The following is a 16622-nucleotide window of genomic DNA, read 5'->3' on the forward strand; positions in this document are numbered from 1 at the left end:
TTCAGTCAGGGAGTATTGCGGTTGTTACCAGCGCGTATCATTCCGGCAGCTGGCAACAAGAAAGCCAAGCACAAAACCGGCAATACCTGCTGTGCTCAGGATTGTCGTAGCAGTGCCCGGATTCTCGCGGATGACAGATACGGTTGCCTGCCCCTGTTCTTTGATGGTTGAGGCTGCACGGTTCAGGCGGGTGCGAGCTTCGTCTGCAACTTCCTCACCGCGCTGTTTCAATGATTTGCTCATCGCATCAATCTGCGCACGCAGTTCTGCAATCTGTTCTTCCATTGCCTGACGGGCATTGTCAGCATTATCTGCCATTTTCATTCTCCGTAATCATTGACTGTGGAATGGAGTGTTGACCGGCGGAGGAGTTACCGCCGGATCATGCGCCCCGCTGCAATCAGAATACATGCTCCGATAAAACCGGCGATCAGGTAGCCGAGCCAGCCTCCGAGTACAACGCCGAACAGGCCGAGCAGGGCATTGGCGACAGCAGCGCCGATAATACCCAGAATAATATTCATGAAAACGCCGTGGTCGCTTTTCATAAACATTTCGGCCAGCCAGCCGGCCAGACCACCGATGATTATGGCTGCAATCCAGCCGATCTGAGCATCTTCCATGGTATATCCCTCATTATTGACGTTCAGCACATAGTAAAAAGATGGTCTTTGTCTGCAGGAATTTAATGTGCAGACAAATGCAGAGTGAAATATCTGCTCAGGATGAAAACGTGCGGAATGGGTTTTGGTTCCCGTAAAGAGGGGGAACCGTGAATAGAAGAACCTGCAGTTGCTTATATGCATGAAATAAATTTTATGTTGCTTGATGAAAGCCGTTAAAATAATTATCAGGAGAATAAAGACCGGCATATGGGAGTGCAGCCTGAATACAGGGAGCATGCAGTCGGAGGGTGTGTGGGATGAGTAAATCCGGGCAGTTTTCCGGCTCAGAGAAAAAGAAAACTGCTTTGCTATGATTTATCTGCCGCCGATTTTCTTCTTTTTGTTTTCACTGATGTTTTTCGGTGTGTGGCGTCTTGAACGGACACGGCCGCATCTAGGACTATTTGGCTGTGCTTTTCTGCTGGTTGCGCTGGGCACATTCGTTCAGGTCATATTTGTTCCCGCAGATATCGGTCAGAATGCCGTTTTATCGGCAGTTTTATATGTTGCCGGCGTTTTATTCTTTTCCCATGGTGTATTGATCCGGTCAGGCAGAAAATTGCCCTATTGGTTTCATGCTCTGTTTATGATCGCAATTGTCGGCAGCACATTTTATTATTATTATATCGAACGAAATCTGTTTTACCGGATTTATATTATCAATCTGGGGATAGGGGCGATCTTTCTGGCCACGGCCCTGCAGGCGCGTTTTTTGTTGCGCGGTCATTCCGGTGATAAATTATTGTTCTGGCTGATCTTAGCGCTCGGTCTGCATTTCTTTCCTCGCACAATTATGACCGCAGAAAGAATGGCGACCTCGCCGGTCATCGAGTTTTCTGCCGGTTCGTTCTGGCTGGTGTTGCAATTTACTATATCTGTCATAGGCGTCATTACAGGTATCGGGCTGCTGGCTGTCACATTTATGGATATGATTGCGGAGCTGCGCAAAGAGCGTGACACAGATTCTCTGACAGGTCTGGCAAACCGCCGGCTGTTTTCCCGGCATGTTGAGACAATGATGGGCAGGGGACGCTCATTGGAGAAGCCTATGTGCTTTGCAATGATCGATGTGGATCATTTCAAACTTTATAATGATGTTTACGGTCATGCTGCAGGTGATGAAGCTTTGAAACATGTTGCCGGTACAATCAGAGCTACGCTGCGCCACAGCGAGGATATGGCGGCAAGAATTGGCGGTGAGGAATTCGCGCTGTTCTTTTATGATTGTACAACTGAGCAGGCCGGACAGCTTCTCGAACGGCTGCGTGAGCAGATTGCTGCATTGAAGATCGAGCATGAAGGCTCACTGGCCTCAGGGGTTCTTACAATCAGCGTCGGCGTTGCGGAACTTGAAAATAATGAGGATTTCGAAAGTCTGTACAGACGGGCTGACGTGTCGCTTTACAGCAGTAAAGCGACCGGCCGTGATCAGGTGACTTTGGCCTGATTTCTGTGACAAGAAAATCCGGCCGGACGTCTGCGGATCAGAAGAAAAAATACCAGATCAGCACAACGACAAAAAACGGAACACCCATCATCCACAAAATACCGGCTCTCAACATCTTAGCTCTCCCTCATTGTTGTGGTTCGGTTACAGGGATGTAACGTCAGTGCCGGTGGTTTGGTTCCGCAGAATATAAACGCATTACAAGCAGGGTGCAGTTGACCGGCTCCGGTTAAAACACGTCACGAAAAATGTGAGGTGCTTTTCGTGATGCGCATAAAAACAAGGAATAGAACATTTCGCCGGATGTAATCAAAACCGGAAATGCTCTATCGTCTGCGAAGAGCTGAGAGGTTGTGGTACAGTTGCGCTGCAGATGTGCGTTGGAAACGTGCCTGTTGCTGATAGCGTTGTTCAAGCCCTGCGCAACCCCAGATAATGCCGGTTATCAGATAGAAATGCCGCCAGTGATCGATATCGATCACATTGCCGATCAGTATATGACCGATAAATGCAACATAGGCACAGAGCAGATAAGGCTGCCATGGCCGCTCCCGCAGCATCAGCCTGAAGCCGAAACCCAGTGTGAGCATGGTCAGGATAATGAAAGCCAAAAAACCAAGCCAGCCATAGTCCAGCAATGCCTTCAGCCAGATATTATGTGTGTCTTCTCCGAACATGGGGCCGAATTCCAGCGGACCTATGCCGAAGGGTTTTTCCATAGACAAAAGAAAACCCAGCCAGTGCCGCGCAAAGCGTCCCGTGCGGGCGCTGTCATAATCCTGTTCAAGGCGCGCGCGCTGGGTGAACAATTCGCTGATTTGCGGAATTTGCAAGGCAATCAGCAATGTAAAAGCAAGAAGAACAATTGCTGCGATGCTGATCAGGATGATTTTGCCGCGAAAGTGCTGGTTCTTGCTGCTGATGAACAGCAGGGCCGGAATAAGTAATAAGGATACAGCAAGCATACCCCATGCTGCACGGGAAAAGGACAACAGCACAGCAAGTGTCAGCAAAAGAAACAGTGCCCAATAGAGTAGGCTTTTCCGGAACGGGCGTGTCAGAACCTGATAAATGCACCAGTTAATAGGCAGGATCAGAAAAGGACCGAAGACATTCGGATCCTGAAAAGCACCTTTAGCGCGGCCGTAAAGGGTGAACAGATCTGCAGCAGGGATCAGATTAAGATAGCCGCCAATACCCAGCATGCCTGTAATGACCGCGGCTGTCAGATAGCCGGTGAACAGTGGTTGCAATCTGCGCCAGTCGCTTTCAGTGACTGCGGCGAAAAACACGCTGGTAAGCGCCAGAAAATAAGACACAGCAATATAAAGCGGTGCTTTCTTCAGATCAGCCATCTGAAAAATCGAGAGCACACCGCCAATATTGAACAAGGTGAGCAGCAGCAGCAATGCCAGCGAATGAACACTCAGCCTGAGACCAAACAGCAGCCACAGGCTGATGAGCCCTAACATCAGAATTTCATAAGGCCCGGGTTCAAAGAGGACGAAGCCGCTGAAAAATACGCCTGTAGCCAGCGACAACCGGGCAAGCCACTGTATTGCAGCTTGTCGCTGGCCGCGCTCCTTCAGAGCATGGAATGCTGCATCTGAAGCGGAATGCGTATGCGCAGGCTGGGGCGGATAGTTCAATAGGCGTTTTCCGTATTCAGCAGGCGTATAGGGGTAAGAAACAGGATTTTCAGGTCGAATAGCAGTGACCAGTTCTCAATATAATTGAGATCATATTCCGTGCGCATCACGATTTTCTCAGGCTTGTCGATTTCGCCGCGCCAGCCATTGATCTGAGCCCAACCGGTTACACCCGGTTTGACTTTATGACGGGCAAAATAGCCGTCAACCACATCATTATAGAGCATATTGTTGGAATTGGCGCTGACCGCGTGAGGACGAGGGCCGACGAGTGAAAGACTGCCGCCTAAGGAGTTGAAAAATTGCGGTAATTCATCAATCGAAGTTTTGCGGATAAAACGGCCGACACGGGTTACGCGGCTGTCATTCTTGGAGACGGCCAATCTTGCAGTAGGATCGCACTGGTCGCTGTACATCGAGCGGAATTTCCAGACATTGATCACTTCATTATTAAAGCCGTGACGCTTTTGTTTGAAAATCACAGGGCCTTTGCTGTCGAGCTTGATTGCGATAGCGGTCGCCAGCATGATTGGTGAGAAAAGAACAATTCCAAACAGGCTGAAGATAATATCAAACAAACGCTTGGCGATAGCATCCCAGTCGTTGATAGGTTTGTCGAGAATATCCAGCATTGGCACGGAGCCGATATAGGAATAAGCACGTGGTCGCAGGCGCATATTGGCAGCATGGGCAGAAAGGCGGATATCCACCGGCAGTACCCAAAGCTTTTGCATCAGTGTCAAAACCCGTTCTTCCGCAGATATAGGCAGAGAGACGATCAGCATGTCAATGCGGGCGACACGGGCAAATTCGATAAGTTCTGAAATATTACCAAGCTTGGGATAGCCGGCAACAACCGGCGGGGAACGACGGTCACCGCGATCGTCAAAAATACCGCAAATACGGATATCATTATCCGGCTGCTTGTTGAGTTCGAGAATGAGATCTTCCGCATTCTGACCGCCGCCGACAATAACCGCACGCCGTTCCATGCGGCCGCTGCGGGCGAGCATGCGCATCAGTCTGGCTGCGAGAAAACGCGATGCAACGAGAGCAATAAAACCGGAAATCACAAATCCGGCAAACCAGATACGGGAATAAACGGCAGAAATTTTCAGCAGAAATGCCACAATAGCCATAACGGCGAAAACACCGGCCCAGCAGATAATCAGCCGGCCGAGATAACGAAACGGCTTGCGCAGCACTGAAGGGCGATAGCCGGAGCTGAACTGGGCAAAGATAACATAGAGCGCGGCTGCCAGAACATTCGCAAATAAATATTCCAGCATATGGATGCTGCTGGCGCCGACATAGCTGAGGTAAACACCGGTGCCGCACAGAGCGACAATCACAAACTCCCAGATGCGCATAAGTCCTGTGAACAGAGCGGGAGAAATGCTTTCGTTTTTGTATTGAGCAGCCACTTTCATGGCCAGCGGGCTCAACTCGGCTTTTTCAGTTGGTGTAAAAGATGCACCTGAGTCAGGTTTTCTTTGCAGCACCTTCCTGTCAAAGTTTCCTTTATTTTTTTTCTCATTCATTGATGCACCGGCATATTAAAGTTTTGCTCACAAGAAATATAAGCACTGTATCCGTGATGAGAGTTGCTTTTTTCTTATTTTTCTCGAGAGAACGCGTAGTTTGAGGTTGTAAACTGGGTTTTCATGTATTGTGGTTGCCGGATAGTAAATATCCGCAATATTGCTTTATTAGAGTAATTTTATGCGAATAATATTTATATTATACTGAAATACGGAAGTTTTACATAGCTCTTACAGGTAATTTAGTTGATGCAATAAAATTGTTCAACTGCATGAGCCATATTTTCCCTGCTGAAACGTGAGCGTAGCAGGAGGGTATCCGGCATCGTTTCCTGGTAGCGCGCTGGGAAAGCCAGAACTTCGCGCATTCTTACGGCAATTGCACCGGCATCCGGCTTGCAAAGCGCATTGCTGTCCGCGCCGAATATTTCAGCAAGGCCACCGACATCTGTTGCAATGATACTACGCTGTGCTGCCAGAACTTCCAAGACAATATAAGGCAGGGATTCAGCACGTGAAGGCAGTACAAAGATGTGACCGTGCCTTAATGCCTCCCGTACCGGCATTGCCGGATAAAAGCGGATATGATTTTCCAACCCGAGTTGCGTGGCAAGCGCCTGATAGCTCTGTTTTTGCGGCCCGTCTCCGATCATGGCGCCGCTGGCAACCGGCTGGTTGTTCGCCTTTGCTGTCTTGTTCAGTTCCGCCAGAGCGCGGATGAAAAGATCGGGGCCTTTCAGATCGCGCATCATGCCGGTAAACAGAAAATCTGCGGCATCAGGCTCAGGTGTAACCGGAGTAAATTCATCTTTGCTGATGCCGTTACGGATGACGGTGTGAGCGCAGCGCGGATGCCCGACCTTTTCCTGATAGGTATTTTCCTCATAGGCTGAGACAAAGATCAGGCCATCGGTGATCCGTTCCTGGAGACGCTCTGCTGTGAACATGATCTTACCGGCAAGGGATGCCGGATCAAAATGCAGGCTGCCGCCATGAGGAGAGTAAAATCTGTGCGGGCGCAGAGTCCGGCTTTTATGGATGCCTATCGTGCCGAGACGGGAGTAAGTTCCGCCTTTTGCGCCGTGCCCGTGCACAATATCCGGTTGAAGCTGCTTCAGTAATTTGCGCGTGCTTATAATAGCGCCGATATCACTGAGACCTATTCTGCGGCTGATGGGGATACGATGCAGCCCCAGTTTCAGATCAGGCACCATACTGGCAAATTGCTGTTGCTCAAGAGCGCCGTCTTCGCATAACTCGCAAATGACACCGACCTGATGGCCGGCGGCATTCTGCATGGCAGCCAGATCACGTATATGGCGGAACACGCCGCCTGTAGGGGAACGGAAGCAATGGATAATCCGCAAAGATTTTTGCTTCACAATAACCTCGCCTCAGGAAGGATGAATGCTGGTTTTATCCGTGGCGGTCAGAATAACCGTTCACGGACATAGATGGTATCACCTGGCAGGATCGGGTCTGTAATGCGCACACGTCCGGTAAAGATTTTACCGTTGATCTGACGGGTAATATCGACGCTCTCCTGATTGGCGCGTGGTGTAAAGCCGCCGGACGCAGCGATGGCCGTTTGCGCGGTCATGCCCGGCACGTAAGAATATTGTCCTGCGCCACCGACTTCACCCATGATAAAGACCGGCCGGTAACGGTCGATTTCTACGCTGACGTCAGGATTGCGGATATAGCCGCCGCGCAGCTTAGAAGCGATAGTGGCTTCAAGCTGTTTGACTGTTTTGCCGCGTGCAGGAACGCTGCCGATCAGCGGGAAGGCAATATAACCGGACTGGTCGACAGAATATGTATTGCTTAATCCCGCCTGTTCAAAAACGGTAATGCGCAGACGGTCACCGGAGCCGAGGATATAAGGCTGGTTTAGCGCTTCGTGGAATGCCGGAGGAGCAGGGCGATAGCTGGTGCAGCCTGACAATACCAGACAGGTTACGCCCAAAGCTGCCATAAAAACACGTGTTTTCATTCTGCTCTTTTCCTTATCCCGTTCTGATTGCTTTGGTGTCAGAACCCACCAAAGCATGTCGCAGCTAAATGGTTTCATTTAGCGTTCGCGCACATGCGACAATTAAAAGAATCTAGAGCGAGCGCTGTGAATTTGATTAAGCACGACATGCTCTAGTTCATATTAGTATATGTTCAGGTTCCGTTGCGCATTTCATAGCTGTGCAACTGACATCTGTCTGATGGTGATTATTGAATTATTAGGGTTAATATGGCGTAAAGACTAAAAGCTAAAATTCGTTGCGATGATAAAATTATCTTTAAATACAAACTGCTAAAGTAAAGCCCTGATACTTTCTCAATATGGAGGATGAGGGGAGATTGCCGGATTTAACCCTATAGTTACCTTGATGATTTACCATTAGAGTCCTGTTCAGGATTATGGGGATCGGGTCAGTGATGCGCGATGCAGCAGAAAATGCGGAAATTGATATCGGAGCGCTGTTCGCCGCTCTGAAGCGCAACTGGCTGTTCATTGTTTTGGGCGCACTGCTGTTTGCTCTGCTGACATGGGGTGTTGCGCAATTTCTCTCTCCTTATTACCGCTCCGAGGCGCGTATTCTGATTGAAGCACGGGAAACTGTCTTCACACGTCCGAATATCGGTTCCGAAACGGATCGTCCGCTACTGGATCCTGAGGCTGTTAAATCGCAGGTAGAGTTGATTAACTCTGCGAAAATCCTTGCAAAAGTGGCAGCTGATCTGAAGCTTGAAGATTATGCGGAATTCTATCCGAAAACCATGTCGCCGGTGAAACAGGTTCTGGTCTTGCTGGGATTGCGCCCTGACCCGCGCACGATTCCGGTGTCAGAACAGGTTCTCACCCGTATGCGTGAGAATTTACAGGTCTATGCTGTAACCGGCTCACGGGTGATTGTGGTTGAGTTTGTCTCCAAAAATCCGCAGATCGCTGCCGATGTTGCCGATAAAATTGCAGAGGAATATATTGCAGCACAGGCCGCTGCCAAGCGTCAGCTGACAGGTGATGCAACCGGCTGGCTGGAGCCTGAAATTGAACGGCTGACGAAGAAAGTGCGCGAGGCGGAAACCAAAGTCGCAGATTTTCGTGCGGCAAGTGATCTGCTGAATACCAGCAATAATACTTCCCTTGCCACGCAGCAAATGTCCGATATCTCATCGGAGCTGTCGCGACTGAAAGCAGAACGTGCGGCCAGTGAAGCGAAAGCTGAGAGCATTCGCACTGCACTTAAAAATGGTGTGCCGGTCAACAGCCTGCCGGAAGTTATGTCCTCCGGCATTATGCAGCAGCTGAATGAGCGCCGCGGAGCGCTGATGGCTGAGATTGCCAATCTGTCGACAACGCTGCTGGACGGGCACCCGCGTATTCAGGGCTTGCGTGCGCAGCTCGCTGATCTTGACCGGCAGATCCGGCAGGAAGGCAATACAATTCTGAAAAGCCTTGATAATGAGGTGACGACTGCCCGCAGCCGCGAGCAGGAGCAGACCCGTGAACTCAACCGGCTGAAAGCACAGGCCGCCGAGGCTGGCAGTCAGGAAGTTGAACTGCGTGCTTTGGAACGTGATGCCGCCGCCCAGCGCGATTTGCTGCAAGCCTATCTGGCGCGCTATCGCGAGGCCTCCAGCATTGCTGACCGTACAGATCAGCCTGCGGATGCACGGATTTTTTCAACGGCAACTGTAGCAGGGGCACCGTATTTCCCAAAAGTGCTGCCTATGGTCAGCATGAGTTTTGTAGCAGGCTTGTTGCTGTTATCGGTTTTTGTTTTGCTGCGCGAGCTTTTCAGCGGTCGTGCAATGACAACAAGTCCTGTCAGAGCTGACAACAGGCACAATCTCTGGGGGGACGAATATGGTGCTGTTGCACAGAACTTTAGCCCTGCGCATAATGAAACTGCTCAGCTTGATAATAAGCTGATTGCGCAGCCGGCTCCCGATCCTGTTTCCGATACAAATGAGATGCCTGATAAAAATGAGATGGTAGAGCACCCTATGGCCCGTCCTGAAATTGATGTCGAAACAATTCAGCGTATCTATGACAGCTATACTGTGTCTGAACCGGATGCCACGGAAGAACCTGATCCGGCATCCGATGATATTTATGCGCCCAATGGGGTTGCGGCGATTGCCAGCCGTCTGATGTTGCAGGAACGCCGTCGCATTATCCTGATTTCGCCGGAAGGTGATGCCGGATCTGCCGGCAGTGTGCATTTGCTGCGTGAACTGGCTGATCGCAGCCTGCGGGTACTGCTTGTGGATATGACCGGCAATGGCGCTGTCAGTCAGGCAATGCTGGATGGCAACAGACCTGCCGGCATTACCGACCTTCTGCTCAATGTGAAGCAGTTTACCGATATTATTCATGGTGATTTATATTCGGATGCGGATGTAATTCCGACAGGTCTTTCTGATCCGAAGACCGCAATGGCACAGGCCGAACGTCTGCCGGTAATTTTTGAAGCGCTGGAAACGGCCTATGATTTTGTTCTGGTGGAAACCGGTGCATCCTCTGCCGAACAGGCGCTGAACCTTGACAGTGATACATCCGTCTTTGTGATGAATGTGTTTGACAGCGAGGATCAGGCTGTGGCGCAGACGGCACTGGCATTCCATGAGGCAGGTCAGGACGATGTAACCATTCTGATGGTACCGCACGCCTAGAGCATAATTATCTAAAATTATGCTTTGACTTTAAAGTGTTAGAGCGAGTTTTGTGCGTACAATGGGTGCCGGCGCTATAAAAGCCGGATTAAGCGTTTTTACGCAGCTTACTGCGCAGCTTTTTCACCAGCGGCCAGAGATATTTGTTGGTTTTAATACGATAGACAAGACCTGAGCGCAGCTGATTGAGTGTTGCGCTCAAACGGCCTTTGAATGTCAGCGCGATATGGCTGTCATAAAGCGGCTGCTCAATATCGCACCAGTCACGCTTATATTTTTCCTCGCCGATACCGAAGCTGAAATAATCCAGCTTTTCATCAATGGCACCGGCAATCGCTTCATAAAACAGAAAATCTCCGGGACTGGCGGTGACCAGATCATCATCGGCGAAAGCACCAAATTCCACAGTCAATCCGCGTTGCAGTGGTGTCTGACTGTCAGGGCTTTGCCAATAAGCACAGCCAATGACCGCACGCGGTTTTCCGGCAACTTCAAGAACATGCAGGCGATATTGTCTGCGCGTGTCATTTTCCGGTGCGGCAAAAAGTTTCCGGAAAAAGCGGTTCAGGTCATCGCCGGTAAAGCTGTTGGCAATGCCTTGTTTGGCAAAGCGCTGGCTTTTCATCGCATAAAAATCATTGAATGCAGCGCTGTTTTCCGCATCACCTTCTGCTGTGTAAATCCGCCATGCACCTGTTTCATCATAACGACGGGCATGCTGGCGGTGCTTTTTGCGTTTGCGTGAGGCATTGCTGCGCTCAAGCACAGTGTCAAAACTGTCTGGCAGCGAGGCAATCAGCGCCGGATTCGGATTGCGCTGATGGGAGAGGCTGAGCAGCGGATTATTATATCCGAGCCAGCTCTGCATCTGACGGGTGAGGGACAGCAGTGTAATATCCGGCCGCGCTTCTTTCAGACAGGCAATCAGTGCAGTGATATGGTCTTTGCTGATGTGTTGCGCAAAAGCCGGAAACAGAACCGGAAAATTGCAATTGGCATGGGAGCCGCCGGCAAAGCGCGCAACATGCTTGTGGTTTAGTTTGATAACCTCAAGCGGTAATAATAAAGCAGGGCTGTCCTCGATAAACAGCGCCAGCACAAGGCAGTCAGGATTTACATTTTGCTGCCAGAGCCGTGTCCAGAGTGCGGACTGGGCTATACCATGCACCGTCTTGTCATTGCTCCAGAGCGGCAAGGCATCATGAATATCGGAATAACAGACAGTGCGGAACATAATCAGCGGGCTTTAGGCGGCTGAACCATCCACCACAACAGATACATGGCCGGAAGTATCCACAAAAAGCCGGTGAAGAAGAAATAAGCAAGCTGTACCCAGACCGAGGATTGGCCAAGATGGGCAACCGCAATCATGGTTGCAAGCAGCGCATAAACTGCAATCAGCAGAACAAGCAGCACGGTTCCGATCAGTTTTTTCAATCTTACAGGCATATTTCTCTCTCCGTCACCACTCTCATACACCAGACAGTACTGAATCTGAAATGGTTTTCGTCTCCGGTTTGACGCTGCATTTATGAAAGTGGTCAATAAAAACAGCGTCTGCGTGTCGCGTGTTGTTGTCTTGTATTCGCGGTGCGCATGCGGCATGTATCTGCGGGGGCAAAACTCAGTCGGAGCAGGATTGATGATAACAGATTATGCCGCATTACCGGCAACACAACAGCCGGTCAGTGCCAACCACGACAAGAACCGTAAAATGGTACGGTGGTGGCTTTATGCGGTGTTCGTTGTACTGATCGCAATTGTCATGGTGGGTGGTGCAACCCGTATGACCGGCTCCGGTCTGTCTATCACCGAATGGAAGCCTATCCATGGCGTTATCCCGCCGCTGAACCATGCGGAATGGCTGGAAGAATTCGATAAATACCGCCAGATCCCGCAATATCAGCAGATCAACAAGGGCATGGCACTGGAAGAGTTCCAGTTCATTTTCTGGTGGGAATGGGCGCATCGTATGCTGGCGCGTTTCGTCGGCTTTCTGGTGGCTGTTCCGCTGATTTTCTTCTGGGTAACAGGCCGCCTGCAGGACGGTTTGAAAGCGCGGATGCTTGGTATTCTGGCGCTGGGCGGTTTGCAGGGTGCTATCGGCTGGTGGATGGTGGCATCGGGTTTGAGCGTGCTGACATCGGTGAGCCAGTATCGTCTGGCTGTGCATCTCACTATGGCCTGTATTATTATTACCGCCGTGTTTTATGTTGCGCGCGGGCTTGCTGAATATACGGAAAAACCAGCGCCGCGCGGTTTGCAACGCTTTGCTGGCTGGCTGGTTCTGGCAATTCTGGTGCAGATTTATCTTGGCGGGCTGGTCGCCGGGCTGCATGCCGGTCTGACCTATAATACATGGCCGCTGATGGATGGCGCAATTATCCCTTCAGACCTGTTCATCAACCAGCCCTACTGGCGCAACCTGTTTGAAAATCCGAAGACTGTGCAATTCATTCACCGGATGTTTGCCTATACGGTGTTGGTGCTGGCTGTGCTGCATGCTGTACAGGCGCATCGCCATGCTGCTGGTACAACTCACGCGCGACGCTCTGTTGTGCTGCTCGGCCTGATCCTGATGCAGGCGGCAATCGGAATTATCGCCTTGCTGACAATGGTGCCGATTGAGTGGGGGCTGGCGCATCAGGGCTTTGCATTGGTGGTGCTGAGCTTTGCTGTCGCCCATTGGCGCGCCTGTAAAGGTGCTTATGAAATGCGTGCAGCGTAACAAAAAAAGCCCCGCAAATGCGGGGCTTTTTTATGGATACAGCTGATGTCTTAACCTACGCAGCGCGGTGGCAATTTTCAGTTCACGTTCCTCATCTGCAGCATTGCCGTCTTCATGATGCCATGCGGCTGAGAGGCAGCCATAGCAAAAGGTATAATCAAGAATATAGGCCGCAGGCTTGTTGATGATCCCTGCGAAATATTGTGCCATTTCTGCAGCGCGTTGCATATTGAGGCACAAATCATCACGGTCGAGCGGATTGTAGAACAGATTGGCGCAATCAAAGGCAGCATCACCGCACAATCCGTGCGGATCAATTGCCAGCCAGCCCCGTGCACTGCGAATAATATTCTCATGATGAAGATCGCCATGCAGGGCGATGATTTCATGAGGCTGTCTTAGCAGGGATGCCGCGAGATCAGCTGCTTCCGTGTAAATATCCGCAGTTTTTCCCGCCAGATCAAACAGGCTTTTGAAATGCTTGAGCAGCGGCTGTAATTCAGACGGCAGAACCCGACCGGAGGTACTGTGTAAAGCGCGAACCACTTCGCCGGCAATACGGATGGCATCTGCATCATGGCCGGCTTCAAGATGGGCTTTGAGGTCATAGTCACCGGCATATTCTAGCAACATCATCACCGGATCATGCGTGAGGCCGAGCAGCCTGATAGCACCATGTCCGTCACGCTCGCGCAGATAATAGGCACCGCGCAATTCTTCATGGCCGGCAGGCTTGAGAACTTTAACAATCACCGGAGACTGTTCTTCTCCGGTGATTGTTGCTTTCCAGATATGGCTGGAATTGGTGTCAGCGAGCAGTGTTGCAGAAGCAATCTGCCAATGTGCCGGAAATACTGGCTTTATCACTGCTTGCTGTTCCATAGGCGATGAATGCTCCGGTTAACGCAGACCCAGCATCAGGTTCATATTCTGCACGGCTGCACCCGATGCACCTTTGCCGAGATTATCCAGCACGGCGACCAGATTGATCTGCTTGCCGCCTTCAGAACCGAAGACATAAATATTCATACCATCTGTATCTGCCAGCATTTCGGCATCCACACGCGCCATTGCGCTGCTTTCTTCAAGCGGGACGACGCGCACGATTTTCTGACCGGAATAATGTGCCTTCAGCTCATTATGCACATCTTCCATCGTCGGTTTGCCCTTGAGCAGATCCAGATGGACCGGAACCTGCACAATCATGCCTTGTGCAAAACGGCCGACACTTGGTGCAAAAATCGGCGCATGGTCGAGTTTGCCATACATTTGCATTTCCGGCAGATGCTTGTGCTTGAGTGTCAGACCATAGAGGAAATTGTTTTCCTTCATATGTTCCGGATGGTTCACATCTTCCATCTGGGCAATCATCTGCTTGCCGCCGCCGGTATAGCCGGATACCGCATTGACGGTGACAGGGTAATCGCTGTTCATCAGCCCTGCATCACGCAATGGGCGGATGAGCGAGATTGCGCCTGTCGGATAGCAACCCGGATTGGCAACCAGACGGGCTTCGCGGATACGCTGCGCCTGCAATGCTTCGAGCTCTGCAAAACCATAAACCCAGTTGGAATGGGTACGGTGCGCGGTCGACGTGTCGATAATACGCGTGGAATGGCCTTCAAGCAGGATCACCGCTTCACGCGAGGCATCATCCGGCAGGCAGAGAATAGCAATATCAGCCGAGCGCAGCAGGTCAGCGCGCAAATCTTTATTGCGTCGTTCTTCTTCCGGAATAGAAAGGACTTCCAGATCAGTGCGACCGGCAAGGCGGGTGCGGATCTGCAGACCCGTTGTGCCATGTTCGCCGTCAATAAAGATTTTCGGTTTCATTTGAATTTTGCCTTAATGGTAGAGAATTCAGAGTGTTAGGAGTTATTGCTGAATCATTCTGTCAAGCAGTTGATTCATCCTGTGAGACTAAAGCATTTCCGGCAAAAGCGGGAACCTGTTTTACCGGAGGACAATGCGTAAAATCAAACAGTTGGAACGGTGCCAGTGATTCAATATTCACCGGAACCGCTTTAGCGCGCGGCTTTCTTTTCCGCAAGCAGCCCCAGATAATGCATGGCAATTGTCGCGCCTGCAATGGCTGTTATATCGGCATGATCATAGGCCGGTGCAACCTCTACAATATCAGCGCCGACAATATCAAGTTTGCCGAGCTGACGCAGCACCGAGAGCATTTTTGCCGAGGACGGGCCGCCCGCAACCGGTGTGCCTGTACCGGGCGCATAGGCCGGATCAAGGCAATCAATGTCGAAAGTGACGTAGGTTTTGCGCCCCTGTGTACGGGTTTCAATCGCCTGCACAATGTCTCTGGCGCTCATATCTTCAACATCGTGACCATAGAGAATTTGGATGCCGCAATCTTCCGGTGCATGGGTGCGGATACCGATCTGGATGGATGCAGCCGGATCAATAATACCGTCGCGTACAGCGCGGGCAACAAATGAGCCGTGATCGATACGCTTACCATCATCAAACCAGGTGTCCTGATGAGCATCAAACTGCACTAAGGCCAGCGGGCCATATTTCGCGGCATGAGCTTTGAGGATCGGCCATGTCACAAAATGATCGCCGCCAAGCGACACCAGAAAAGCATCATTGGCGATCAGTTTAGCGGCTTCCTGTTCAATTGTTGCCGGTGTCAGCTGGTGATTGCCGTAATCGAGCAGGCAGTCGCCGTAATCAATCACTGCCAGATTTTCAAACAGATCGCGCTGAAACGGATATTGCGGATCATTATCAAAGATCGCTGCAGCACGACGGATTGCCTGCGGACCAAAACGGGCGCCCGGCCTGTTGGAAACGGCTGCATCAAACGGAATACCCCAGACCACCGCATCGGCATTGTTTACATCTTTACTATAGAGACGCCGCATAAAGGAGAGGGCACCGGCATGAGTAGGGTCGGTTGCGGCTCCCTTGATCGTCTGAGCCGTAAAAGCATTGTCGATGGATTTATGCGCCATGAAGTAACACCGTAAGCTGAAACAAAACTGACGATACAAGCTGTAGCGTCTTTTGGCGGGCTGATAAAGCGGCGTCCGATATTTAAATACTGAGAATTATCGGGCGCAGAGTTGCGATTGTGAGGTGTCCCGTTCTGCCTGCAGATAGTGCTTTTCTATTCATCCGAGGGGACATTATGCAAAGCAGGGTAATCAATGTTTTTGTGGTTTCAGCACTGGTAGTTTTAACAGCAGGCTGTGTCACGGATCAGAAAGCGGCACAGGCTCAACTTGAGCAACAGGCCGTGCTGGGTTTGAACTGGGTCCAGCAATCAGGTGAATATGAAGCACTGGCCTATCAGGCTTTCAATGCTGCCCGCAGAGCGTTTGATGCGGCAAAGGTGGAAGACGGGCGTAAGAAGGCTGTGATTGTTGATCTGGACGAGACAATGATCGACAACTCTGCTTATGCCGCATGGCGGGTGGAGAATGGTGTGCCTTATACCAAGCCGACATGGGCGCGCTGGATGGCGGCGCGACAGGCAACGGCCATTGCCGGGGCTGTGTCTTTCGCCCGTTATGTCAATTCCCATGGCGGGCGGATATTCTATATCTCCAATCGGGACGATACATCCTATGCAGCGACTGTCAGCAATCTGCAAAAGCTTGGTTTTCCCGGTGTATCGCGTGAAACAGTTTTGCTGCGCACTGAACAGTCAAACAAGCAGGCGCGTTTTGATCGGGTAGAATCCAAAGGCTATGATGTTGTGGTTTACGCCGGTGACAATCTCAACGATTTCGGCGCACAATTCTACGGCAAGAATAATAGTGAGCGCCAGTTGCTGGTTGCTGCACAACAGAACAAGTCCGGCTCAAAATGCCTCATGCCGCCAACCCCGAACCCCCGCCCCCCCCCCCCCCCCCCCCCCCCCCCCCCCCCCCCCCCCCCCCCCCCCCCCCCCCCCCC

Annotated in this window: 15 protein-coding genes; 4 read left to right on the top strand and 11 right to left on the bottom strand. The window is 51.1% G+C overall.

Translation table 11 applies throughout. From position 1 onward, the window contains the following. Positions 1-24 precede the first annotated feature (24 nt). Positions 25-318, bottom strand: a complete 294-nt coding sequence (locus HBA93_RS04090) for an AAA family ATPase (RefSeq protein ID WP_221722408.1) — start codon at positions 316-318, stop codon at positions 25-27. 53 nt (positions 319-371) lie between these two features. Next, positions 372-623: a GlsB/YeaQ/YmgE family stress response membrane protein gene (locus tag HBA93_RS04095; protein WP_121992758.1), complete on the bottom strand. Its 252-nt coding sequence runs from the start codon at positions 621-623 to the stop codon at positions 372-374. Positions 624-975: 352 nt separating this feature from the next. Here HBA93_RS04095 and HBA93_RS04100 point away from each other — a divergent pair, with 352 nt between their 5' ends. Continuing rightward, on the top strand, positions 976-2112 hold the full coding sequence (locus tag HBA93_RS04100) for a GGDEF domain-containing protein (protein ID WP_221722409.1): 1137 nt from the start codon (positions 976-978) through the stop codon (positions 2110-2112). A gap of 326 nt (positions 2113-2438) precedes the next feature. Here the strand turns inward: HBA93_RS04100 and HBA93_RS04105 are convergent, their stop codons facing one another. The 4 genes from HBA93_RS04105 to HBA93_RS04120 all read right to left on the bottom strand — a co-directional run bounded on the left by HBA93_RS04105 (position 2439) and on the right by HBA93_RS04120 (position 7295). Beyond that, complete coding sequence (locus HBA93_RS04105; RefSeq protein ID WP_286201737.1) at positions 2439-3761, bottom strand: O-antigen ligase family protein; 1323 nt, start codon at positions 3759-3761, stop codon at positions 2439-2441. Next, positions 3758-5302 carry an undecaprenyl-phosphate glucose phosphotransferase gene (locus tag HBA93_RS04110; RefSeq protein WP_221722410.1) on the bottom strand — a complete coding sequence of 515 codons (1545 nt, stop codon included), beginning with the start codon at positions 5300-5302 and terminating at the stop codon, positions 3758-3760. Before HBA93_RS04110 ends, HBA93_RS04105 begins: the two co-directional genes overlap by 4 nt. Positions 5303-5544: 242 nt before the next feature. Next, positions 5545-6684: a glycosyltransferase gene (locus tag HBA93_RS04115; RefSeq protein WP_353619315.1), complete on the bottom strand. Its 1140-nt coding sequence runs from the start codon at positions 6682-6684 to the stop codon at positions 5545-5547. 47 nt (positions 6685-6731) lie between these two features. Next, positions 6732-7295 carry a polysaccharide biosynthesis/export family protein gene (locus HBA93_RS04120; protein WP_116088154.1) on the bottom strand — a complete coding sequence of 188 codons (564 nt, stop codon included), beginning with the start codon at positions 7293-7295 and terminating at the stop codon, positions 6732-6734. A 419-nt stretch (positions 7296-7714) separates the two neighbouring features. Between HBA93_RS04120 and HBA93_RS04125 the strand changes: the two genes are divergently transcribed. Then, a complete protein-coding gene (locus HBA93_RS04125; protein ID WP_286201738.1) occupies positions 7715-9973 on the top strand; it encodes a Wzz/FepE/Etk N-terminal domain-containing protein in 2259 nt (752 codons plus the stop codon). 88 nt (positions 9974-10061) lie between these two features. Here the strand turns inward: HBA93_RS04125 and HBA93_RS04130 are convergent, their stop codons facing one another. Then, the gene (locus HBA93_RS04130) at positions 10062-11207 is read right to left on the bottom strand and encodes a GNAT family N-acetyltransferase (protein ID WP_221722411.1); all 1146 of its coding nucleotides are present in this window, start codon (positions 11205-11207) and stop codon (positions 10062-10064) included. A gap of 2 nt (positions 11208-11209) precedes the next feature. Then, positions 11210-11422 (bottom strand): DUF2842 domain-containing protein, encoded by a 213-nt coding sequence (locus tag HBA93_RS04135; RefSeq protein ID WP_075655607.1) that lies wholly within the window; start codon positions 11420-11422, stop codon positions 11210-11212. Positions 11423-11687: 265 nt separating this feature from the next. Here HBA93_RS04135 and HBA93_RS04140 point away from each other — a divergent pair, with 265 nt between their 5' ends. Continuing rightward, a complete protein-coding gene (locus tag HBA93_RS04140; protein WP_502910034.1) occupies positions 11688-12701 on the top strand; it encodes a COX15/CtaA family protein in 1014 nt (337 codons plus the stop codon). Between the two features lie 30 nt (positions 12702-12731). On the opposite strand, the gene HBA93_RS04145 is transcribed toward HBA93_RS04140, so the two are convergent. From HBA93_RS04145 to speB, 3 genes are all read right to left on the bottom strand, one after another. After that, complete coding sequence (locus tag HBA93_RS04145; protein WP_221722412.1) at positions 12732-13583, bottom strand: aminoglycoside phosphotransferase family protein; 852 nt, start codon at positions 13581-13583, stop codon at positions 12732-12734. A gap of 18 nt (positions 13584-13601) precedes the next feature. After that, a complete protein-coding gene (gene argC, locus HBA93_RS04150; RefSeq protein WP_221722413.1) occupies positions 13602-14534 on the bottom strand; it encodes an N-acetyl-gamma-glutamyl-phosphate reductase in 933 nt (310 codons plus the stop codon). 191 nt (positions 14535-14725) lie between these two features. Then, entirely contained in the window at positions 14726-15676 is a 951-nt protein-coding gene (speB, locus tag HBA93_RS04155) for an agmatinase (RefSeq protein WP_116088148.1), read from the bottom strand. 176 nt (positions 15677-15852) lie between these two features. Between speB and HBA93_RS04160 the strand changes: the two genes are divergently transcribed. Beyond that, the coding region (locus tag HBA93_RS04160; protein ID WP_221722414.1) for a 5'-nucleotidase, lipoprotein e(P4) family at positions 15853-16622 on the top strand (770 nt) is incomplete at its 3' end.

The sequence above is a fragment of the Ochrobactrum sp. SFR4 genome (assembly GCF_019730395.1).
In the GTDB taxonomy this organism is placed as follows: Bacteria; Pseudomonadota; Alphaproteobacteria; order Rhizobiales; family Rhizobiaceae; genus Pseudochrobactrum.

Bases quoted from the DNA above. Each gene is read 5' to 3' on its own strand.
- HBA93_RS04110 (WP_221722410.1), bottom strand. From the start codon at position 5,302: ATGAATGAGAAAAAAAATAAAGGAAACTTTGACAGGAAGGTGCTGCAA.
- HBA93_RS04140 (WP_502910034.1), top strand. From the start codon at position 11,688: ATGGTACGGTGGTGGCTTTATGCGGTGTTCGTTGTACTGATCGCAATT.
- argC (WP_221722413.1), bottom strand. From the start codon at position 14,534: ATGAAACCGAAAATCTTTATTGACGGCGAACATGGCACAACGGGTCTG.
- HBA93_RS04130 (WP_221722411.1), bottom strand. From the start codon at position 11,207: ATGTTCCGCACTGTCTGTTATTCCGATATTCATGATGCCTTGCCGCTC.
- speB (WP_116088148.1), bottom strand. From the start codon at position 15,676: ATGGCGCATAAATCCATCGACAATGCTTTTACGGCTCAGACGATCAAG.
- HBA93_RS04135 (WP_075655607.1), bottom strand. From the start codon at position 11,422: ATGCCTGTAAGATTGAAAAAACTGATCGGAACCGTGCTGCTTGTTCTG.
- HBA93_RS04100 (WP_221722409.1), top strand. From the start codon at position 976: ATGATTTATCTGCCGCCGATTTTCTTCTTTTTGTTTTCACTGATGTTT.
- HBA93_RS04125 (WP_286201738.1), top strand. From the start codon at position 7,715: ATGGGGATCGGGTCAGTGATGCGCGATGCAGCAGAAAATGCGGAAATT.
- HBA93_RS04145 (WP_221722412.1), bottom strand. From the start codon at position 13,583: ATGGAACAGCAAGCAGTGATAAAGCCAGTATTTCCGGCACATTGGCAG.
- HBA93_RS04095 (WP_121992758.1), bottom strand. From the start codon at position 623: ATGGAAGATGCTCAGATCGGCTGGATTGCAGCCATAATCATCGGTGGT.
- HBA93_RS04120 (WP_116088154.1), bottom strand. From the start codon at position 7,295: ATGAAAACACGTGTTTTTATGGCAGCTTTGGGCGTAACCTGTCTGGTA.
- HBA93_RS04090 (WP_221722408.1), bottom strand. From the start codon at position 318: ATGGCAGATAATGCTGACAATGCCCGTCAGGCAATGGAAGAACAGATT.